The organism is Murinocardiopsis flavida (assembly GCF_003014485.1).
GTDB lineage: Bacteria > Actinomycetota > Actinomycetes > Streptosporangiales > Streptosporangiaceae > Murinocardiopsis > Murinocardiopsis flavida.
The window spans coordinates 33,967-55,173 of sequence record NZ_PYGA01000001.1 but is presented as its reverse complement, the minus strand read 5'-3'; the positions used below and the strand labels follow the sequence as shown (position 1 = coordinate 55,173).

Annotated in this window: 18 protein-coding genes; 5 read left to right on the top strand and 13 right to left on the bottom strand. The window is 73.5% G+C overall.

Features of this window, described 5'->3' with window-relative positions; all coding sequences use genetic code 11:
* Window positions 1-9 precede the first annotated feature (9 nt).
* The 3 genes from CLV63_RS00185 to CLV63_RS00175 all read right to left on the bottom strand — a co-directional run bounded on the left by CLV63_RS00185 (window position 10) and on the right by CLV63_RS00175 (window position 3,580).
* Window positions 10-939 carry an ABC transporter permease gene (locus CLV63_RS00185; RefSeq protein ID WP_106580778.1) on the bottom strand — a complete coding sequence of 310 codons (930 nt, stop codon included), beginning with the start codon at window positions 937-939 and terminating at the stop codon, window positions 10-12.
* 1 nt (window position 940) lies between these two features.
* Window positions 941-2,527, bottom strand: a complete 1,587-nt coding sequence (locus tag CLV63_RS00180) for an ABC transporter substrate-binding protein (protein WP_106580777.1) — start codon at window positions 2,525-2,527, stop codon at window positions 941-943.
* Between the two features lie 126 nt (window positions 2,528-2,653).
* On the bottom strand, window positions 2,654-3,580 hold the full coding sequence (locus CLV63_RS00175) for a LysR family transcriptional regulator (protein ID WP_106580776.1): 927 nt from the start codon (window positions 3,578-3,580) through the stop codon (window positions 2,654-2,656).
* A 119-nt stretch (window positions 3,581-3,699) separates the two neighbouring features.
* On the opposite strand from CLV63_RS00175, the gene kdgD reads away from it, so the two are divergent.
* Entirely contained in the window at window positions 3,700-4,620 is a 921-nt protein-coding gene (gene kdgD, locus CLV63_RS00170) for a 5-dehydro-4-deoxyglucarate dehydratase (RefSeq protein ID WP_106580775.1), read from the top strand.
* Window positions 4,621-4,851: 231 nt separating this feature from the next.
* Window positions 4,852-5,523: an enoyl-CoA hydratase-related protein gene (locus tag CLV63_RS00165; RefSeq protein ID WP_106580774.1), complete on the top strand. Its 672-nt coding sequence runs from the start codon at window positions 4,852-4,854 to the stop codon at window positions 5,521-5,523.
* 59 nt (window positions 5,524-5,582) lie between these two features.
* Here CLV63_RS00165 and CLV63_RS00160 read toward each other — a convergent pair whose 3' ends face one another.
* Window positions 5,583-6,740 carry a methyltransferase domain-containing protein gene (locus tag CLV63_RS00160; protein ID WP_106580773.1) on the bottom strand — a complete coding sequence of 386 codons (1,158 nt, stop codon included), beginning with the start codon at window positions 6,738-6,740 and terminating at the stop codon, window positions 5,583-5,585.
* A gap of 401 nt (window positions 6,741-7,141) precedes the next feature.
* Between CLV63_RS00160 and CLV63_RS00155 the strand changes: the two genes are divergently transcribed.
* Window positions 7,142-7,729, top strand: a complete 588-nt coding sequence (locus CLV63_RS00155) for a histidine phosphatase family protein (RefSeq protein WP_106580772.1) — start codon at window positions 7,142-7,144, stop codon at window positions 7,727-7,729.
* Window positions 7,730-7,793: 64 nt separating this feature from the next.
* Here CLV63_RS00155 and CLV63_RS00150 read toward each other — a convergent pair whose 3' ends face one another.
* From CLV63_RS00150 to CLV63_RS00140, 3 genes are read right to left on the bottom strand one after another with little or no spacing between them, the layout of a single operon-like run.
* Window positions 7,794-9,437 (bottom strand): pyruvate, phosphate dikinase, encoded by a 1,644-nt coding sequence (locus tag CLV63_RS00150; protein ID WP_106580771.1) that lies wholly within the window; start codon window positions 9,435-9,437, stop codon window positions 7,794-7,796.
* The gene (locus CLV63_RS00145; RefSeq protein WP_106580770.1) at window positions 9,434-10,060 is read right to left on the bottom strand and encodes a transcriptional regulator; all 627 of its coding nucleotides are present in this window, start codon (window positions 10,058-10,060) and stop codon (window positions 9,434-9,436) included. The genes CLV63_RS00150 and CLV63_RS00145 overlap by 4 nt, the downstream gene beginning before the upstream one ends.
* Window positions 10,057-11,163, bottom strand: a complete 1,107-nt coding sequence (locus CLV63_RS00140) for a TetR/AcrR family transcriptional regulator (RefSeq protein WP_106580769.1) — start codon at window positions 11,161-11,163, stop codon at window positions 10,057-10,059. The genes CLV63_RS00145 and CLV63_RS00140 overlap by 4 nt, the downstream gene beginning before the upstream one ends.
* 120 nt (window positions 11,164-11,283) lie before the next feature.
* Here CLV63_RS00140 and CLV63_RS00135 point away from each other — a divergent pair, with 120 nt between their 5' ends.
* Both CLV63_RS00135 and CLV63_RS00130 read left to right on the top strand, forming a co-directional pair.
* Window positions 11,284-12,267 (top strand): ATP-binding cassette domain-containing protein, encoded by a 984-nt coding sequence (locus CLV63_RS00135; RefSeq protein WP_106580768.1) that lies wholly within the window; start codon window positions 11,284-11,286, stop codon window positions 12,265-12,267.
* The gene (locus CLV63_RS00130) at window positions 12,264-13,073 is read left to right on the top strand and encodes an ABC transporter permease (protein WP_106580767.1); all 810 of its coding nucleotides are present in this window, start codon (window positions 12,264-12,266) and stop codon (window positions 13,071-13,073) included. Before CLV63_RS00135 ends, CLV63_RS00130 begins: the two co-directional genes overlap by 4 nt.
* A gap of 199 nt (window positions 13,074-13,272) precedes the next feature.
* On the opposite strand, the gene CLV63_RS00125 is transcribed toward CLV63_RS00130, so the two are convergent.
* The 6 genes from CLV63_RS00125 to CLV63_RS00100 form a co-directional block, all read right to left on the bottom strand.
* Window positions 13,273-14,019: a MerR family transcriptional regulator gene (locus tag CLV63_RS00125; RefSeq protein WP_106580766.1), complete on the bottom strand. Its 747-nt coding sequence runs from the start codon at window positions 14,017-14,019 to the stop codon at window positions 13,273-13,275.
* Window positions 14,020-14,168: 149 nt separating this feature from the next.
* Window positions 14,169-14,828 (bottom strand): hypothetical protein, encoded by a 660-nt coding sequence (locus CLV63_RS00120; RefSeq protein ID WP_106580765.1) that lies wholly within the window; start codon window positions 14,826-14,828, stop codon window positions 14,169-14,171.
* 111 nt (window positions 14,829-14,939) lie between these two features.
* On the bottom strand, window positions 14,940-16,829 hold the full coding sequence (locus CLV63_RS00115; protein ID WP_106580764.1) for a S9 family peptidase: 1,890 nt from the start codon (window positions 16,827-16,829) through the stop codon (window positions 14,940-14,942).
* A 186-nt stretch (window positions 16,830-17,015) separates the two neighbouring features.
* Complete coding sequence (locus CLV63_RS00110; RefSeq protein ID WP_106580763.1) at window positions 17,016-18,341, bottom strand: transporter; 1,326 nt, start codon at window positions 18,339-18,341, stop codon at window positions 17,016-17,018.
* On the bottom strand, window positions 18,338-19,033 hold the full coding sequence (locus CLV63_RS00105; protein WP_211301076.1) for a hypothetical protein: 696 nt from the start codon (window positions 19,031-19,033) through the stop codon (window positions 18,338-18,340). Before CLV63_RS00105 ends, CLV63_RS00110 begins: the two co-directional genes overlap by 4 nt.
* Window positions 19,030-21,207: a hydantoinase/oxoprolinase family protein gene (locus tag CLV63_RS00100; protein WP_245928478.1), complete on the bottom strand. Its 2,178-nt coding sequence runs from the start codon at window positions 21,205-21,207 to the stop codon at window positions 19,030-19,032. The genes CLV63_RS00105 and CLV63_RS00100 overlap by 4 nt, the downstream gene beginning before the upstream one ends.

Here is a 21,207-nt window from a genome sequence, read left to right as displayed (position 1 = left end):
TCCTCCGTCTCAGGCCGGCGCGGCCTGGCGCACTCGGGCGTCGAGCAGGGCGTAGCACGCGTCGATGAGGATGTTGAGCGTGAAGATCGTCACCGCGGTCAGCAGGACGGCGGCCTGGAGGACGGCGAAGTCGCGCTGGAGGACGGAGTCGATCATCAGCTTGCCGATGCCGGGCCAGCCGAAGATCGTCTCGACGACGACCGCGCCGTTGACGAGGCCGATGGCGAGGTCGCCGGCGACGGTGAGCGCCGGCATGGCCGCGTTGCGCAGTGCGTGCCCGAAGACCACCCGTTTCTCGCTGGCGCCCTTGCTGCGCGCGACCCTGGTGTAGGGCGCGGTGAGCGCCGCGACCATCGCACCGCGTACCACCTGCACCAGGACGCCGAACGGCCGGATCAGCAGGGTGGCGATGGGCAGCACCCAGACCTCGGCCCCGCCGGTCACGCCGGATGTCGGCAGCCACCCCAGTGTGACGCCGAAGACGAGGACGCCCATGATCGCGAACCAGAAGTCCGGGATGCTGGCCGCCGTCATCGACAGGAAGCTGCACACGCGGTCGGCGGGGGAGTTCGGCCGGTAGGCGGCGGCGCAGCCGATCAGGACGGCGCCGGCGACGGCGATGAGCATGGTGACGGCGGCCAGCTGGAGGGTGGCGGGGAACGCGGCGAACACCATCTCCGCAGCGGACTGCCCGGTGCGCAGGGACTCGCCGAAGTCCAGGCGCGCGATCTGGCCGAGGTAGTCCCACAACTGCACCAGGACGGGCTGGTCCAGCCCGTTCGCCGCGGCGAACTCCGCCCGCTGCTCCGGGGTCGCGCTCAGCGGGAGGTAGAGGTTGACGGGGTCGCCGGTCAGCCGCGCCAGGCAGAACACGCCGAACACGACGAACAGCAGCGGGATTGCGCTGGAGACGACCCGTTTGCGCAGGAAGGTCACCATGTCAGGACCCCTTCCGGTGCGCGGGCCGGACGTCGGCCAGCCGCAGTTCGTCGCCGGTGGCGGAGTTCGGTTCGTACCGCACGTCCGCCGACCGTCCCAGCAGCCCGCGCATGTGCGCGAGGTGCACGTACTGGGCGACGTCGTCGTTCTGGGCGGCGAACACCGCCGCGAAGGCGTCCTGCCTGCGGTCGCCCGACAGGGCCCCCGCCGCCGCGATCCGCTCGTCCAGCGCGGCGGTGCCGAACGTCGACTGCGGGCCGTCGCTCAGCAGGTACTGGCTGGTGGTGAACGCCCCGTCGCCGGTCTGGTTGCCGTGCATGATCAGCAGCGCCACCGGTCCGGCCCCCTTGGGGAACGGCCGGAGCTGGTACTCCAGGTGGGCGGCTGAATCGGTCATCTGGATCCGCACGTTCAGGCCGAGCCGGGCCATTTGGTATTGCAGGGCCTCCGCCGTCTCCGAGACCCGCGGGAACTGGCCGTTGCGGGCGATCAGCGAGATGCGCTTCCCGGTCGGCACCCCGTCGTCGGCGGCGTCGGCGACCAGTGCGCGCGCGGCCGTGAAATCGGGGGGTGCCGCCCGGAGGTCGGCGTTGTGCCCGACCACCCCGTCGGGGACGAGCTGCGCGGCCGGGTCGGCGAGCCCGGCGAAAAGCACGTCCGCGATGGCGCCCTGGTCGATCACCATGCCGATCGCCTTGCGGACCCGGATGTCGTCGAGCGGCGGCTGCGTCCCGTCCAGCCGCAGCGCGGTGGTCTCGTTGTTGGGGTAGGCGACCGAGTTGTCCTCGGTGGCGTCCTCGGGGTTGAGCGCGGCCGACAGCTCGGCCTCGCCGTTGTCGATCATCGCCGCCCGCACACTGGGCTCCGACCGCCAGACGTAGCGCGCCCGGGGGTAGGCCGGGGCGTCCCCCCAGTAGGAGTCGTTGCGGCGGAGGGCGATCGACACCCCCGTCTCCCACTTGTCGATGGCGTAGGGGCCGGTGCCGACGGGCGTGCGGACCTTGGCGTCGGTACTCGTGGTCCGGGGGACGACCTCGATGAAGCTGAGGCGCAGCGGCAGGACCGGGTCGGGTTCGGCCGTGGTGACGGTCAGCGCGGCCGCGCCGTCGGTCTGCACGTCGAGTTCCGTGCCGCCGAAGACGTAGCCGTCCACGTTGCACGCGACGTCGGAGTGCACGGCGCGGTCGATGGAGAAGGCGGCGTCCTCGGCGGTGAAGGGCTGCCCGTCGTGGAACGTGACGCCGGAGCGGAGGTCGAGGCGCCAGGTGGTGGGGTCGGTGCGGTGCCACTCGGTGGCCAGCAGCGGTTCGAGCTCGCCCGATGTCGGATCGCGTTCGATGAGCGGTTCGCTGATGTTGGAGCGCACGACGGCGCCGGTGGCTGTCAGCGACGCGTCGCAGGGATCCAGTGTCGGCGGTTCCTGGGCGAGGACGATGCGCAGGGTGCCCTCGCCGCCGCCCGTGGTCCCGGTGTCGTCGCTGTTGGCGACGGCGCAGGCGCTGATCGGGGTGAGGGCGACGAGAGCCGCTGCGGCCGCAAGGGCCCGGGGCCGTCCGCCGCGCAATGGGGGACGTGCGGGAGGCTGCATCGTCTCTCCGATGGTCGGATGGAGCGGGCGGAGCCGTGGCGGAGGGGCGGTCGGTGCCGAGGTGGGGATCCGTCCAGGCCGCATGTGTTCAGAAACACGCATTCGGTCTGCATGTGTAGACGGATGCTAAGCCGGTGGCAATGGGCCGTCAAGAGTGACGGCGTGGGTTTCGGGGACCGCCAGAAGCGCGTCCAGTGCCGGATTTCCGTGCCCGGTCCGCCAGAGGCAGTGGGTCTCGACCAGGTCGGGCCGCAGGGCGTCGATCTCGGTGAAGGCGAGGTTGGGGAGGCGGAGCCGCGAGGCGGAACGGGGCACGATCCCGACCCCGAGCCCGGCGTTGACCAGCGCGAGCAGGCTGTGCACCTGGTCGACGTGCTGGACGTAGCGCGGCTCCACGCCCGCTTCGCGGAAGCAGGTGACGACGAGCTCGTACAGGTAGCGCGCCGCGATCGGGGCGTAGCCGACGACGTCGTGCCGACCGATCTCCGCGAGGCTCGGCGGGCGCCGCAGCCCCGCGAGCGGGTGGTGGCGCGGGCAGGCGAGGATGAGGCTCTCGACGTGCACGCGACGCGCGCTGATCAGGTCGGATGCCGGGACACCGCGGGCGAGTCCGACATGCAGCCGGTCCGTGCGCAGCGCCTCGACCTGGTCCCTGCTGACCATCTCGGTCAGCGTCAGCTCGACCTCCGGCATGTTCAGCTTGACGGCCTTGATCCAGGTGCCGAGCACCGTCAGCGCCGATACCGCCGTGAACCCGATGCGCAGCGCCCCGGCGGTGCCGCGGGCCGCGCTGCGCGCGGTCAGCGGCGCCGCGTCGGCCAGCCCGAGCATCCGCCGCGCGTCGGCGAGGAACGCATCGCCCGCCGGGGTCAGCTGGACCGTGCGGGAGGCGCGGTGCAGCAGCTCCACGTCGAGCGTGCGCTCAAGCCGCTGGATCTGCCTGCTCAGCGGCGGTTGGGTCATGTTGAGACGGTCCGCGGCGCGACCGAAGTGGCGCTCCTCGGCGACCGCGACGAATCCGCGCAGCTGGTCGAGGGTGAATCGATCCCGCACGACGCCTCCCCATCCATGTAATGCAGTAAAAGTATTTAACAATACCCTTATTGACTTGGACAGGTATTGAAGCGGCTGCCTACACTCTGGCCAACCCACAGACACCGGAGTACTCCCTTATGACGCTGTTCGCTCCCGGAGACCTGCGATCGGTTCTCGGATCGGGCCTGCTCTCGTTCCCCGTCACCCACGCCCGCGCCGACCTCGCCTTCGACGAGGCCGCGTACCGCGGGCATCTCGAATGGCAGGGCTCCTACGCCGCGTCCGGGGTCTTCGCCGCGGGCGGCACCGGCGAGTTCTTCGCGCTCACCCCCGAGGAGGTGGGCCGTGTCATCCGCGCGGCGGTCGCCGCGACCCCCGAAGGGAAACCGGTGGTCGCGCCCGCGGGGTACGGCACGGCCCAGGCGGTCGCGATGGCACGCGACGCCGAGGCCGCCGGCGCGCACGGCGTCTTCCTGCTGCCGCCCTACCTCACCGAACTCTCGCAGGAAGGGCTGGTCGCCCACGTCCGCGCGGTGTGCGAGGCGACCGGGCTCGGCGTCATCGTCTACCACCGGGCGAACGCCGCGTTCGGCTTCGACGCGGTCCAGGAACTGGCCGACAGCTGCCCGAACCTCATCGGCTTCAAGGACGGCATCGGCGATGTCGACCTGATGACCCGCATCCACGCGCGCCTGGGCGAGCGCCTCCTCTCCATCGGCGGGCTGCCCACAGCGGAGACCTACGCACTGCCCTACCTGGAAATGGGCGTCACCACCTACTCCTCGGCGATCTTCAACTTCCTGCCGGAGTTCGCCGTCGACTTCTACACGGCGGTCCGCGCCCGCGACGCCGCCACCGTCTACCGGAAGCTCGACGAGTTCGTCCTGCCGTACCTGGACATCCGCAACCGCCGACCCGGGTACGCGGTGTCGATCGTGAAGGCCGGCCTCACCGCGATCGGCAGGAGCGCCGGGCCCGTGCGCCCACCGCTCACCGACCTCACCCCCGACGAGTCCGAAGCCCTGCGCAGCCTCATAGCCAAGGTGGCCCCCGCCTGACAACCAGGCCGCCAAGGTGGCGCCCGAATAACCAGGGCCGGGCTCGGTTATTTCGGTCGGGGTGCGCGGGGGATCGGGGTGTGCGCGAGGGCGGGAGGCGGGGCGGGTGACCTGTACGCTGTCATCCCCATAAGTTACTCATTGGTAGGATCCTGCTCGGGCCGACCAAGGCACCCGGTGGGACGGGGTGTGCCACCGCGACCGGCCGCCCACCGCCCCGAAGGAGTAGCCGTGCCCACACTCGACCGCCAGGACGACGTCTTCGTCCTCGACATCGGCGACACCGAGAACCGCTTCCACCCCGACTGGATCGTCTCGGTCAACGCCGCACTGGACGAAGTGGAGCGGGCGGAGGGGCCGCGCGCCCTGGTCACCGCCGCCACCGGCAAGTTCTTCTCCAACGGCCTCGATCTCGACTGGCTGTTCGCCCACACCGACCAGTACCCCGCCTACGTCACCAGCGTCCACGACCTCCTCGCGCGAATGCTCTCCCTGCCGGTGATCACCGTGGCCGCCCTGCAAGGCCACACCTTCGCCGCCGGAGCGATGCTCTCCCTGGCCCACGACTTCCGCGTGATGCGCGCCGACCGCGGTTACTGGTGCCTGCCCGAAGCCGACATCGACATCGCGTTCACCCCCGGCATGTCGGCACTCATCCAGGCCCGGCTCACCCCGCAGACCGCACACGAGGCCATGACCACCGCCCGCCGCTACGGCGGCCACGATGCCCTCGCCGCCGCGGTCGTCGACAGCACGGCCGACGAGGACGCCGTGCGCCGGACCGCTGTGGAGATCGCCCGGACCCAGGCCGGCAAGACCGGGCCCACCCTCGGCACCATCAAGTCCCGCATGTACGCCTCGGCATTGGCCACCTTGCGGGACCGCGACGCCGCCCTCACCTGAAGTGGACACCCGGCGCACACGGCACAATCCCGCGAGCGGGGGAGCGGACCCGCGGCGCGTCAGGCCACGACATTGTCCGGTTCATCCAGCCATACCTGCTGTTCGGTCGGAGTGACCGTGACGCCGAACCGTTCGCGGTCCGGTCGGCCCGCCGCTTCCCAGGCGCCAACGGCGTGCTCGACCTCCGCCCACAGGTTGCGCGGCCCGTGGTGGCTCATCGCGTACTCACGCGCGCCCGGCACGAAGTCCACCGCGGCCCAGGAACCGCGTGCGTCGTAGAGCCACACCGTGGACTCGCCCGAGCCGTCCTTGGCGGTGAACGACATCGCGTACAGATCCGCCACCGCGAAGCCGACCACGAAGCGGACGCCGCTGTCTTCGGCGGCCACCGCGATCCGGGGGTCGGTGGTCGTGGTGGCCTCGGTCATGGGCGCGTCGAAGTCGATGTGGTCGCGCCATGTCCCCCGGTACGAACGCTGGTCGCGCAACCACATGAACGCGGCCGGGCCGATGACCCACCCCGACGCGGTCCCGTCCGCGCCGACCACCAGGCGCAGCAGCCGATGCCCGAGATAGTCGTTGCCCCACGGCGCCACGATCAGACCGCCGGGCCGGGTCTGTTCCACCCAGGCGTAGGGCACCGTCTTCGCCGCGACCGTGGCCAGCACCCGGTCATAGGGGGCACCGGCGGCGACCCCCTTGGTGCCGTCGCCGACGACCGTCGAGGGGGAGAAGCCCACGCGGTGCAGGTTCGCACGCCCTTGTTCGGCCAACGCCGCATCGATCTCGATCGTGGTCACGTGCTCCGCGCCGAGTCGCTCCGAAAGCAGGGCCGCATTGAACCCGGTCGCCGTCCCGATCTCCAGTACGCGCGCCCCGCCGTAGACCTCAAGAGCCTCAAGCATGGTCAGCACCATGAGCGGCTGACTCGCCGAACTCGTGGCCAGCCGCCCCCGGCCGTCCGCCCCCTCCGGTTCGCCGTCGTCGACCTGGGTCACGATCGGCACGTCGGAGTAGGCCCACGACCTCCACCGCGAATCCTCGCGTCCGACCGGGGACAGCCACCCGTCAGCGTCGTTCTCCCAGACCACATCGGGCAGGAACGCATGACGCGGGACCGCGACAAAGGCCGCCTCCCACTGCGGGTCAATGGACAACCCGTCAGCGCGGAGCAGCCCGACCAGCGCAGCCGGGCCGCTCTCCGTAGGAGTGGTCACTTGTTCTCGCCGGTCTTCTCACCCCCGCCGCCGTGCGGAGTGGGATTCTGTCCATCCTGACTGGTCTTCGGCTCCGGCTGCTAGTCCGGTTCGCCTTCCTTCCGGTGACCCATGGCAACCTCCACTGCACTGGTCACGCCTCTGGAGCCAGGGTAACCAGGCGCGAACACAGTGTCAGTGGTTCCGGCCGACACAGGTCAACGGCTCCGTTCGAGGTTTCAGGGTCGTGGCACCGGTCATGGTTGGGGCGCCGTCGTGGTGCTGCCGCACTGCTTGGTCTCCGGTCCGGCCGCAGGTTCTTGGCGGGGCGTCCGTTCCGTGGGGCGTGCCGTGCTCGAACCTGTTTCAGATGTTGTGAACATCATGATGTTGATGGTATTCATGTTCGGAAAGGGGCGGTGATGGCGACTCGGAACCTGTACGTGGTGCGGCACGGTGCGGCGGATCCCTTTGGGGAGTTGACCGAGGTGGGGGAGCGCCAGACGGAGCTGCTCGCGGCGCGCCTCGCCCGCCTGCCGGTCGACGCGGTGTGGCACTCGCCGCTGGCCCGGGCGGTCCGGTCCGCCCGGATCATCGGCGAGCACCTGCCGGGAGTGCCGGTACGGGAAGCCGCGGAGCTGGTCGACCACATCCCGCACGTCCCGGACGAGATCCCCCCGGCGTGGGCCGGGTTCTTCGACGGGTACGGCGCCGAGGAAGCGGCCTCGGGCGCCCGCCTCGCGGACGCGCTGACCGACAGGTTCGCCCGCCCCGCCGACACCGAGACCCACGAGGTCCTGGTCACCCACGCCTACCAGGTGGCCTGGCTGGTGCGGCACGCACTCGACGCGCCGCCGGTGCGGTGGCTGGGGATGAGCTGCGGGAACACGGCCGTGACGGCGATCGGGTACCGCCACGGCATGGCGCCGGCGGTGCTGCTGTACAACGACATGGGCCACCTTCCGGCCGAGCTGCGGTGGACGGGGTTCGGGCCGGGCGTCCGGCCGTGAAGGCGCGCCGGGTGCCGCCGGCCGGGACTCCGGGGCGAGTGCGGGGGCTTCTCCGGAAAGCGTTCTAGCCCTGGCGGAGCGCGGCGTGGGCTGCGGTGAGGCGTTGGGCGTCGTCGCGTTCGGAGTGGTCGCCCGCCGCGTCGTCCGCCCATTCGAGCAGCCGGCGGAGGTGGGCGCCTGCCGTGTCGGTGGCGATCCGGGGGCTGCCGAGTGCGACCTCGCCGCTGATCCCGTCGATGGTGACGAGGGTGCCCTCGCTGATGGTGCGCCCGCCGAACCGCACCGAGGCGGCGGCGACGTCAAGTCCGGTGGTGCCGACCACCGCGGGCTTGCCCATCGCCCGTGCGACGACCGCGGCGTGGCTGGCCGGTCCGCCGCGCGCGGTGACGATCCCCGCCGCGGCGGCCAGGCCGCGCATGTCGTGCGGGGAGGTCTCCGGCCGCACGAGGACGACCGGGCCGTCGGCCGCCATGCGCAGCGCCGCGTCGGTCGTTGTGGCGATCCTGCCGGCCGCGACACCGGGGCAGGCCCCCACGCCCCGGCCCAGGATGTCGGCGTCCGCCGATGCCGCGATGCGGGGCGTCCGGACGTGCCGGAGCTGCTGCGGTGCGACCCTGAGCAGCGCCTCGTGCCGGGTGACCGCGCCTTCGTCGGCGAGGTCGGTCGCGGCGCGGACGGCGGCGGCCCCGGTGAACCGGGAGGGCCGGACCTGCAAGAACCACAGCTCGCCGCCCTCGAAGGTGAACTCGACGTAGCACGCGTCGCGGTAGTGCCCCTCGACGCGGTTCAGCGCGTCGACCAGGGCGGCCCACACGGCGGGTTCCCTGTCGGCGAGTTCGCGCAGGGGCCGGGCCGGCGACCGGCCCGATACGACGTCGTCGCCCTGGCGCGCGAACAGGACGTCGCCGAAGGGGACGTTCTCCCCGGTGTTGGGGTCGCGGCTGAAGGCGACTCCGGTGCCGCTGCGGTCGTCGCGGTTGCCGAACACCATGGCCTGCACGATCACCGCCGTGCCGAGGTCGGGCGGGATGCCGTGCAGTTCGCGGTAGGTCCGAGCGCGCGGCGTGTCCCACGACGAGAAGACGGTCTCGACCGCCAGGTCCAGCTGCCGGGCGGCGGTGTCGGGGACCGGCGCGCCGGAGAGCCGCCGGACGAGCCCCTGGACCGCCTCGATCGCATCGGCGCGGCGTGCCCCTTCGTCCTCGGCCGATCGCGCGGCGGCTCCGCCGGGCCCGGCGGCCGTGGCGTCATCGCCATCGCCGCCGCCGACGTCGGTGTCCGTGATCGCGGACGCGAGGCTCGACAGGAACCGCAGCCGCGCGTCCGACGCGAACCGCGCGTCGCCGGTCTCGGCCGCCAACCCGGCCGCCGCGTCGGCCGTGAGGCCGAGGTTGAGGATGGTGCTCATCATGCCGGGCATCGAGACGCTCGCCCCGGAGCGGACCGACACCGCCAACGGCGCCCGCACTCCGCCGAACTCGCGCCCCGTCGCGGCCTCCAGGCCGCCCATGGCCGCAGCGAGCTCCTCGGCCAGCCCGGCGGGGAGCCGCCCTTCCCGCAGGTACGCGCGGCACGCGTCGGTGGTGATGACGAACCCGGCGGGCACGGGCAGCCCGAGGCGGTGCAGGACGACCAGGCCGTGCGCCTTGCCGCCCAGCGTCTCCGCCGTCTCCGCGACCTGGGCCGAGAGCGGGCGGATCCACCTCATCGGGGGATCCCGAGCGTCGCGAGCAGGTCTTCGTGCAGCTCGGCCCACACGGCGTGGTAGGACGCGGTGCCGTCGGCCACGTACGCCAGCTCGCCCGACGCGGCGCGGTCGAGGGCATCGGCCAGGCGGACCCGGTACCGGCCGAACCGGGGCTGCGCCGCGGACAGTTCGGCGCAGACGGCGGCGGCCCGCCGGTCGAAGTCGGTGAACCGGCCGAGGACCCGGGTGTCGTAGGACGGGTCGCTGTGGTCGTTGACGGTCCCGGCCCCGTCGACGGACCGCAGCTGCCAGGCCGTGCAGAGATCGAGGAGTTCGGGGTTGAGCGTGGCGAAGCGCTCGTACGCCGCCGCCACGGCCGGGCGCGCGCCGGCCGATTCCAGGTCGGCGGTGATGCGTTCGGCGTCGGCGGCGCGGCCGGCGTCCGTCAGCCCCCACGCGGCGAACGGGCCGGCCGCGTACGTGACGAGGCCGGCGGCCCCGAGGTCGATCAGCTCGGACTCGACAGCCGGTTCGGGCAGGCCCGTTGCGGCGGCCACCCGGGCGGTGCCGGCGTGCCCGCCGCACCGCAGCGCATGGAGCACCAGCAGGTCGCGGCCTGCCTGGGGAGGTTCGGCCCGGATCATGGCGCGCTCCGCCGCGGCGGCGCGCCGTGCCCGGCGGTCGCCGCCGCTGCCGCGTGGGCGGCGCCCCGCCCGCTGGCGCGGGCGACGATCGTGCCGCTCTGGACGCGCACGGCGGCCTCTGTCTCGCCGTCGGCGCCGGGGACGCCGATGGCGGCCGCGGCGACGGCGCCGTCGTCGACGACCAGCCGCACGTTCCCCCAGGCGCCGGGCGGGAAGACGCGGCGCAGGCAGGCGGTGAGGTCGCGGACCCGGAGCCGCACGAGGTCCCCGGTCTCGGCGGGGCCGCCGGTGGCGACGGCCACGGTGACCTGGTCGCCGGGCCGGGCGGAGCGGACGGCCTCCTCCGCCGCTGCGAGGCGCTGCGCGCCCAGCACCGTCACCGTGCCGTCGGCGCCGAGGTCGACGGGGTCGCCGGTGATGAGGTCCGCCGGCCCGGTCGGCGGGGCCCAGGGGTCCCGGCACGGGTGGGCGGGCCCGACGTAGGGCAGGTGCGGCGGCGCCCAGGTGTCGGCGAGGTCGAGCCCTGCCAGGTGTTCGCAGGCGCGGGCCCGGTCGAAGGGGTCGCCGAAGCCCGGCGCCATCTCGGCCAGCAGGCCCGAACCGCCCAGCAGGGTCAGCACCAGTTCGGCCAGCCGCACCCGCCGCGGCGCGGCGCCCTCGGGCTCGCAGGTCTCCAGTGCCATGGCGAGCAGCAGCGCCTCCAGCCGGGCGATCTCCGCCAGCGCGGCGCGTCCCCGTTCGTCGTCGACGACGCCCACCAGTGAGCGCAGTTGCAGGCGGCCCCCCGATGCGGTGTCGTCCACCAGGGGCAGCCGCTCCAGCCACGCGCGGGCGAACGCGCCGAGCGCGCCGCCCAGGGAGCGGGGCGGTTCGACGGGCCCGGCCGTGCCGGTCTGCTCGACCATCTCCACCAGCACCGCCAGGTACAGCGCCTGCTTGCCGGGGAAGTTCGAGTACACCGCCCCCCGGGTCATCTCGGCGCGCTCGGCGATCCGGTCGATCTTGGCCAGCGCGTAGCCCTGCTCGATGAACTCCTGCCTCGCCGCAGCCAGCACCGATGCGCGCGTTCGCGCCTGCTGCTGGGCCCGCGTCAGTCGGACCATCACCGCTCCTTCCGTTCGGGACACAACTAGGATACCTTCAAAATCCAGATGATGATGACATCTGAATCGTCGGCCCTCAAGACCGGAGGGGCGGCCGTTGCTTCGGGAGGACATGGGCGTATGGCTGACTACGCGTTCCAGGCCGAGAGCCTGGTCAAGAAGTTCGGCAGGACCACGGCACTGGCAGGAGTCGACCTGCACGCCCGCCCCGGGACGGTGCTCGGCGTGCTGGGACCGAACGGTGCGGGCAAGACAACGGCGATCAGGATCCTGGCGACCCTCACCGGGTTCGACGGGGGCACGGCGCGCGTCGGCGGCCTCGACGTCGTCCGCGATGCGGCCCGGGTGCGGCGGCTCATCGGGCTGACCGGGCAATACGCCACCCTGGACGAGGAGCTGACCGGGCTGGGCAACCTCGTCCTCATCGGCCGCCTGCTCGACCTGCGCAAGCCCGACGCCGTCCGGCGCGCGGCGGAACTCCTCGGCCGGTTCGGGCTCGACGACGCCGCGCGCCGGCCCGTGGCCGCCTACTCGGGCGGCATGCGCCGCCGGCTCGACCTCGCCGCCAGCCTCGTGGGCCGGCCCCGCGTCGTCTTCCTCGACGAGCCCTCCGTGGGCCTCGACCCCGGCAAGCGCGAGGACCTGTGGCGGATCATCCGCGAGCTGACCGCCGACGGGGCGAGCGTCCTGCTGACGACGCAATACCTGGAGGAGGCCGACGCGCTCGCCGACGACATCGCGGTGATCGACAACGGGCGCGTCATCGCCCACGGCACCCCGCCGGAGCTGAAGCAGATCGTCGGCGGGCAGGCCATCGCCGCCCGCCCCAAGGACCCGGAGCGGGTCGAGGACGCCGCCCGGATCCTCGCGGCCGTCGCGGGCCACGCCGTCGAACGGCCCGGCCGGCACGGACTGGTCGTGCCCGTCGACGGCGACCGCGCCGTCTTCGACGCGGCGCGCCGCTTCGAGGAGCAGGGGATCGCCCTGGCCGAGTTCTCCCTGCGCCTGCCCAGCCTGGACGAGGTGTTCCACGCACTGACGGGCACCCCCCGCGCCGACCGGTCCGGGGCATCGGACATCGAGACCGCGGGGAGCCGGGCATGACCGCCATCACCACCATCGGGCCACCCGACGCCGTGCGCCGCCGTCCCGCCGGCCTGCTCCGGCACAGCCTCATCCTCGCCGGGCGCAGCCTCGCCAAGTCGGCCCGCAACCCCGGCGCGCTCGTCAACGGGGTCCTCACCCCCGCGATCTTCCTCATGCTGTTCGTCTACCTGTTCGGCGGCTCCGTCGCCGGGTCGACCGGCGAATACCTGGATTACCTCTTCCCCGGCATCGTCGTCATGGGAGCGGGGCTGTCCGGAATGCTCTCCAGCGGACTGAGCATCAACATCGACATCAAGAAGGGCGTCTTCGACCGGTTCCGCAGCCTGCCGATCGGCCGGTCGGCGCCGCTGCTCGGCTCGATCCTCGCCGACACGGTCCGCTACGTCGTCGCCATCGGCCTGCTGTTCGGCATCGGCTTCCTCATGGGCTTCCGCGTCCAGACCGACGCGGCCGCCGCGGTGGCGGCGGTCGCGCTGGTACTCGGATTCGGGTTCTGCCTGAGCTGGGTCACGGTGTTCCTCGGCGTCCTCGTGAAGGACGAGAACGCGGTGATGGGCTTCGCGTTCATCGCCTTCATCCCGCTGATGCTCGGGTCCAGCCTCGCCGCCCCCGTCGGGACCCTCCCCGGCTGGCTCCAGGCCTGGGCGGGGAACAACCCCGTCAGCCACGCCATGGACGCCTCGCGCGCCTTGCTCACCGGCACCCCGGCCGGCGACTCCATCGCCCAGACCCTCATCTGGTCCGCGGCGATCCTGGCCGTGTTCTGCCCATTGGCGGTCGCCGCCTACAGCCGAAAACGCTGACCCGCTCCGCCTACCCGGGTCGCCCGGGGGCGCGGCCGCCGGCCGGGGCCGCCGGTCAGGGCCGCCGTGCGGTTCCGCGCCCTCCGGGGGTGTCCCAGTGGTGCCTCGGGCGGCCGCGGCCCGGGACGGCGGCACCACTGGGCCCGGCCCGCGCTGCCCCCTCGTACCCAGCGCGGGAGATCGGTCGGACCGCCGCCGGTCAGCGATCCGCCTGCGGATCGGTATCGGCTTTCAGCATCCGTCCGACGCGGGCCAGGACGTCGCGCTGGGCCGGGTTGTACAGGTCCTCCATGGCCGCGTTGAGAGTCTGGGCCGCCTTGCGCGGGCCCTTCGGCGCCATGGCCACGGGGTCGTGCAGCTCCGGGTTGGACTCGAAGAACCCCCGGGCGGTGGGGAGCAGGCGGTCGGCGAGTTCGCGGCGGGTCTGCTCGTCGGCGTCGGCCGGCAGCTCCTCGAACTCCCTGTCGGCCGGGCCGGCCTCGTGGTTCTGGATCGCCTTGGTGAAGGACGCCAGCGCCTCCGGCCCGGTCAGCCGGCTCCAGACCACCATCAGCGAGCGGTCGGCCGTCGACATGTCGGCGTCGGCGACGGCGAGCGCCATCTCGGGGGGCAGCTCGGTCGGGCTGGCCCTGCGCATCACCAGCGCCAGCTCCGCACGCACCCGCTGAAGGCGCTTGATGGTCTCGCCCAGCTCGGCGTCCAGTGTGCGCAGTTCCTGTTCGGGGTATTCGTCGGCCTCGCCCATCTCCGCGATCTGGGGCAGGGAGAACCCGAGGCCCGACAGGCGCTGGATGCGCATCACGCGCACCAGGTGCTCCACCCCGTAGTTCTTGTAGCCGTTGGCGCGCCGCGCCGGCTCGGCCAGCAGGCCCACGTCGTGGTAATGCCGCACCGTCCGCAGACTCGTGCCGGCCAGATCGGCCAACTGGCGGGTACTCCAGCCCATGTTCCCCTCCTCGGATCGGCCGGTGGCCTCGTGCCTTCGAGATGCCATTGGAAACCATGCCGCCACGGCACAGTCAAGGACCCGTCCGCGGCCCCGCGCGGACCGCCGCCTGGCCGTGCCGCCTCAAGCTGCCGCCCGGGCGGCCGGGGTCACAGGCTCGTCCAGATGGTCTCGAAGTCGAGCACCCGGTTGTTCCGCAGTGTGAGCACCCGCTCCACGCCGGCCAGGGCGCCGCCGAGGACCAGGGTGACGTTGAGCCACATCGGCAGGGCGATCGGCGAGGTGAAGGTGCCGATCGAGGCGGCGACCTTCGGGATCGCGGTGAACATCTCGACCGCCTGCGGGACGGCCAGGACGAGGTTGGCCGCCAGGATCCCGATGGCCAGCCACGCGATGGCCCGGCTCAGCTTCGGGTTGCGGCGCTCCAGCCGGGCGCGCCGGTGCTCCAGGGTACCGGGCACCGGGTCGAGGCGCCGTTCCCCGCCGCCGTCGAGGACCAGGTGGACGCGGCGCACCCCGTAGAGGGACACGTCGACCTCGATGACGCCGCCATCGACGGGGAACGCGGCCGGCATGTCGGCCGTCGCGCGCCGCGCTCCGTCGGCGTACAGCACGGCGCGCCCGTCGTCCCTGGCGGCGTCGACCTCCGCCGTGTAGCTGACCCGGGCGCCGCCCGGGCCCGGGTGCTCGACGGTGTAGAGCGCGCGGTGGAGCACTTCGCGGCGCCGCAACGGGCGCAGCCGCGCGCCGTCCCCGCCGCCGTCCCCGCCGCCGTCCCCGCCCCCGAAGCCCCCGAGTCTGGCGCTCACCGCGGGCCCCGGCGGTGCGGCCCGCCCGCGCGCCCCGCCGCCCGACGCCCGAAGGGCCCGGCCACGGGCCCCTCAGGCGAGGCGGGTGCCCGACGGAGCCGCCGGCCGCGTTCAGCGGTGGTCATCACGGCCGCCCAGGTGCGCGGCGAGGAAGCGCGCGACAGAGCTGTACAACGCGATCTGGTTCTCCGGGTTCACGAAGTCGTGGCCTTCGTCGGGGAACACGGTGTACTCGACCTCGACGCCGCGGTCGCGCAGGGACCCGACGATCTGGTCGGACTCGGCCTGGACGACGCGGACGTCGTTGGCGCCCTGGACGACCAGCAGCGGCGTGCGGATGTCGTCGATCCGGCTGATGGGCGAGCGGGCCAGCATGTCGGCCTCCTGCGCCGGGTCGGCGGGGTCGCCGACGTAGCGGTACCAGTTGTTGACCAGGCCGGGGCGTGCGAAATCCGGCTGGGTGCGCATGAAGTTCGCCAGGTTGGAGATGCCGACGACGTCGATCGCCGCGGCGAAGCGGTCCGGGGTGAACGCGGCCCCGACGAGCGCGGCGTATCCGCCGTAGGAGCCGCCGAAGATCCCGACCCGGTCGGGGTCGGCGTAGCCCTGGGCCACCGCCCAGTCGACCGCGTCGATCAGGTCGTCGTGCATGGCACCGGCGAGCTCGCCGACACCGGCCTGCGTGTGCGCCTTGCCGAACCCGGTCGAGCCGCGGAAGTTCACCTGGAGCACCGCGTAGCCCCGGTTTGCCAGCAGCTGCGCGCCCTTGTTGAAGCCCCAGCAGTCGCGGGTCCAGGGGCCGCCGTGGACCACCAGCACCAGCGGCAGCCCGGCGGGCTCAACCCCGGCGGGCAGGGTCAGGTAGGACGGCAGCCGGAGGCCGTCGCGCGCGGTGATGCTGACGGGCAGCATGGGTGCCATCGCGGCCGGGTCGAGGTGCGGGTAGGGCCGGAACAGCAGCCGCGACTCGCCGGTGGCGTGGTCGTAGAACCAGTTCACGCCAGGATCGCGGTCGTGGGCGAAGGAGACGACCCACCGATTGCCGCTGTCGTCGCACGACACCGCGTCCAGGTCGCCGTCCGACAGCTTTTCGAGGGCGGCCAGGACCTCGGCGAACCGCGGGTCCAGTGCGTGGATCACCTGGCGTTCGCCGCGGTAGCGCACGCCCAGCAGCGCGCCCTGCCGGTCCTGGATCAGCGCCTGGGGAAGGGCGGGGAAGACAAGGCCGCGGACGTCGATGTCGTACTCCGGGTGGCTGTCGACCTCGGTCTCCTCGCCCGTGTCCAGGTCGACCCGCACCAGCCGGGTGCGGTCGCCGTCCCCGTAGGAGCCGACCCACATGCCGGTCCCCTCCGGTGTGACCTGCCTCGGGTAGACCCCCAGCGGGTAGTCGGCGCCGTCCCACACCAGGACGCGGTGCAGCGCGCCCGTCGCGGGGTCCACGCGCGATATCTCCATGTCGCCCTCTGCGGTCAGCGAGGAGGAGAACAGGCCGTCGGCACCGGCCCGGAACAGCCCCTGCCCGGGGCCGGTGCACGCGGCCAGCAGCGTGAGCTCACCGGTGGCGACGTCGACCTCGTGCAGGTCGAACTCCGCGGGCGTCCTGGCGTTGAGCAGCAGCGTCATCCGGCCGGGCCGGCCGGGGGACGGCTCGAAGCCCAGCACCCTGGCCCCGGGGAACGGGGTGAGGTCGACCGCAGCGGACCCCGGGTCGTCCAGGTCGACCCGGTACAGGTGCCAGTTCTCGTCGCCGCCGCTGTCCTGGGTGTAGAGTAGCCAGCGGGGGTCGTCGCCCCACTGGTGGGTCGTCACGCTGCGGGTCTCGTCGGCGGTCACGCACCGTGGCTCGGCGCCGCCGTCGAGGTCCTGGACCCAGACGTTGAGCCGGTTCCGCCACGGCGCCAGGTAGGCGATCCGGGTGCCGTCCGGGGAGATCCGCGCCGCGGCGCGCTCGGGCGGGCCGAAGAAGTCCTCTACAGGGATCAGGTCGGGCAGTGCCATGGTGTTCCTCTCGTTCACGTGCGTGCTGTGAACGATGAGACGCTGTGCCGTCACGGCACACTCAACGCCTTGCCGCTGTGACATGGGCCACGGGCCGGCCTCGGGCCCGCCGCCCGCGGGCCGCACCGGCCGCCGCCAGCGACCCACGTGCGGCCGCGGGACGGCCGGCCGTGCCGTCGCACCCGCTCACAGCAGGTAGAGGACGACGGTGAGGACGAGCCCGGCGATGGCGATCGCCCACGTGTAGGGGATGGTCGACAGCATCGAACGCTCCGGGCGCACCCCGGCGTACTGCGCGCTCCACACGGTCTGCGTACTGGTGGGGTCGGACACGCCCAGGACCTGCCCGTAGGACGCCATGAGGCCGAGCACGGCCGGGGCCGGGTAGATGCCGCCGGAGATGAGCACGCCCGCCACACCCGCGCCGAGGCCGAAGATGTTCATCGGCCCGCGGTAGAGGCTCAGCGGGACCAGGAGGGCGAAGAGCAGCACGAACAGGACCGGGTTGCTCGGGCTGATCGCGGTGACGACGGGGCTGAGCGCCGCCACGGCGCCCGGCAGGTTCACGGCCGCCAGCAGCATGCCGATCGCGATGAACAGGACGATGGGCGGCGCCGCGACGTCGAACGACCGGTAGAGCGTGCGCAGGGCCGTGGCCGTCATGTCCCGCCAGGGCACGGCCGTGACCAGGGCGAAGACGACCCCGGCGAGCAGCGCGGGCACGATGGGGATCTCCAGGCCCAGCGCAAGCACGATCGGGACGAGCGGCGTGACCAGCGCGTACCAGGGGGCGTCGCCGCGGCGACGCCGGCGCTCCGCGGCGCGCTCGCGGCGGCCGCCGGGGCGCCCGCCGCCGCCCGCCGCGGCGGGGACGCGCACGGCCCAGGTGTGCCGCGTGCCCTTCCGCCGCATCTCGATCAGGATGTAGGCCAGGCCGCCGACCAGGGCGATGGGGAACATGCGGAGCTGGAAGTGCTGGACGGTGGCCACCGGCACACCGATGGCGTCGGAGAGGAACTGCCAGTTGATCAGCTCCAGCGGCAGGCCGGCGGCGATCCCCACCAGGACCGTTCCGGCGGCGACGGTGGGGGTGACGCCGACGGCGATCATCGCGGGGATGCCGACGACCCCGGCGAGCATCGCGGCGGGCGCCGACCCGGTGATGCTGCCGCAGAGGATGGCGACGAGGAAGACGCCGACCGCCACAACGGAGGGCCGCTCGCCGCCGAACTCCACGATCTTGCGGACCAGCGTCGAGGCGATCCCCGCCTCGGACATGAGCGTGCCCAGCCAGCAGCCGAGCAGGATGGCGATCATGGTCGCGGCCAGGCGCGGCGCGCCCTCCTCGATGACCGTCCCGACGACGCTGCCGTCGTCGCCGGTGAGCGGGGCGCCCGCGATCAGCGCGATGGCGACCGACAGCAGGACGAGGGCGAATGCGGTGGGCAGGCGGCGGGTCAGCATGAGGCCGACGCCCACCGCCATGGCGAGCAGGATTCCCAGGGCGGTCACAGGCGGTCTCCGGAGCGTGTTCGCTGGTCCGGTCCCTGATGGTCCGGGCTCTGGTGGGCAAGGGTCGCGGCGATCGCCGCGGTGAGCGCGAGCGGACTGCGGCGCATGGCGCCCCGCCCGCGCGCGTAGGCGTGCGCGGCGATCTCGTCGGCGCCGACCACGTGCCCGCGCAGGCGCAGGGGGCCGATGCGCAGAGCCGTGTGGTCGAGCCGGCGGCGCAGCTCTCTGCCGCGTCCGGTGTGCAGCATGCGGTGGGCCTCCTCATGGGCCAGCGCGGCCCGGCGCACCGCGCCGCGCGGGCACTCCGCACCCCACCCCGCGGCCGTGGCGACCCGGTGCGCGTAGTCGACCGCGTCGGAGTAGACGACGACGCGGGAGCCCGCGGCCCGGTGCACGTACTCGGCGAGCAGGATCTCGCCGGGGCGCACCCCGCCGGTGGCGGCGTCGTGGACCCCCGCCGCCTCCCGCGGCGCGGGGCCCGCCGCAGCGGCGGCCATCTCCCCGCCGAACTCCAGCGCGACGGCGGCCCATTCGAGCAGCAGCCCCCGGTCCCGCTCCTCGTGCGAGGGGGTGCCGGCGAGCAGGTCGGCGGCGAGGTCCGCGTCGCCGGTGCGCCCGATGCGGGCGTAGTCCGCTTCGAGCGCCGCCCCGGGCCGGTTCTCCCCGGGTGCGAGGGCCGGCGCGCCGGTCATCGCCGCGTCTCCATGAGGACGACCACGCCCTCGTCCGGCGGGCGGCCGCCGATCTCGGTCGAGGCGAGCGCGAGGAGGTGCCCGGGGTCGAGGACGCCCGACAGGTCCGCGATCTTGGGGCCGAGCAGCAGCCACACGGCGGGGGGAACGGCGCCGCCGTCGCCGTAGGCGGTGCGCTCGGCGACGAGGTCCCTGAGGCGGCCCTCGGCCTCGGCCGCGGGCAGGACGTCCACCTGCGCGTCGGCGCTGTGCAGGCGCACGACGCCCTCGGCGTCGACCACGCGCACGTGGGTGCGCTCGCGCGCGAACCGGCCGAACCGGCCGCCGTGCCGCCGCGCCAGGCCCAGGACCCGGTACCAGCCGTTGGCGGCGTACTCGGTGAGCGCGCCGGGGTCGGCGCCGAGGCTGGCCGCCGCCGCGCCGCGGACGGCGGACTCGTCGGCCGCTGCGGCGCGGTCCTTGGCGCGCAGCCCGGTGGCGCCCGTGGCGACGGCGGTGACGAGGTTGCGCTGGGGGTCGACCGTGACGTCCACCTCCACCCCCGCGGGGTCGGCCCCCTGCCGGAGCACGGCCTGTTCGGCCTCGGCGCGCACGGCGAGCACGTCGGCGTGCGTGGCGCCGGGGACGATCCGCTCGACGGACTCGCGGACCAGCGCGAGGGCGACGCCGAGCGGGCTGATCACCTCGCTGTGCGCGGCGATGCGCGCGTCCAGCCCCATGCGCTCACCCAGGTAGGGGGTGACGGTGGCGGCCCCGCCGCCGCCCCCGACGAGGGAGCACACGTCGCGGTCGAGCCCGTAGTCGTCGATGAGCTCGTCGACGACGGCGCCGACCCGGTCGGCGGCCCGGCCCAGGACGGCGCGGGCGGCCTCGGGGACACCGACGCCCAGCGCCCGCGCGAGCGGCTCCAGGGCGATCCGGGCGGTGTCGGGATCGGAGCGCGCGTAGTCGCCCTCGGGGACGACGCCCGCTGCGTTGGCGGCGCAGGTGACGGTGAGGGCGAAGCGCCGGTCCCCGGTGTCGAGGACGGCGTAGTCCGACGGGTCGGCCGCCTGCGGGCTGACGCGGACCAGGCGGGCGCCCGCCAGGTCGGCCGGGTCGGCGAAGCAGGCGTAGGGCAGGCCCGCGATGTGCGCGCTGCGCGGGCCGACACCGGTGATGGCCGCCTGCCCGTCCCCGGCGCCGCCGCCGAGCCGCAGCAGCGAGCCCCCGCCGATGCCGACCGTGCGCACGTCCAGCGCCGACAGGTAGGTCTCCTTGCCGCCCAGCGCCGCGTGGCGGATCTGCACGCGGCCGCGCCGGATGACGCTGATGTCGGTCGAGGTCCCCCCGGTCTCCAGGAAGACGCCCTCGCTGACCTTCTCGCCCATCAGCGCGCCCGCCACTCCCGCGGCGGGGCCGGAGAGCACGGTCAGCAGCGGGCGGTGGCGCATCTCCGGCAGCGTCATGACGCCGCCGTCGCAGCGCATCACCATCAGCGGGGCGCTCACACCGGCCTTGCGGATGCTCTGTTCGACGAGGTCGGCCGTTTGCAGCATGCGGGGCATGACGCCGGCGTTGAGCGCCGCCGTGCGGGCGCGCTTGGCCAGGCCGTAGAGCTGCGTGATCTCGTGGGTGGCGGTGGCGGGGACCGACCGGAGCGCAGCGGCGTCGAGCACGGCGGTCTCGCCCCGGGGGTCGTCCACGCTGAAGGGTTCGACCGCGACGATGACCTCGGCGCCGTCGGCGATCACCGCGTCGACGCCGCTGAGCGCGGCGGCCGCGTCCTCGGGGTCGCGCAGCGCGGCATAGCGGACGGGGAGGGGGTGCCCCGAGTCGAGCCGGAGCCGGCCCAGCGAACGCAGCCGGCCGGTGGCGAACGCGTCGAACCCGCTGCCGACCCCCACGATGCCGATGGTCGCGACGTCCCCTTCGAGGAGGGCGTTGGTGGCCTGCGTGGTGCCGTGCGCGAGGAACGCGACGTCGTCGGCGCTGACGCCGATGCCGTCGAGCAGTCGGTCCAGCGCGGTCATGATGCCGTGCGCGACCCCGTCGGCGTGGTCGTGGCTGGTGGGCACCTTGACCTGCCCGAGGACGGAGTAGTCGGCGGCGCTCACGGCGACGGCGTCGGTGAAGGTGCCGCCGACGTCGATGCCGATGCGCACGGGGTCGGGCCGGGTGGGTTCTCGCATCAT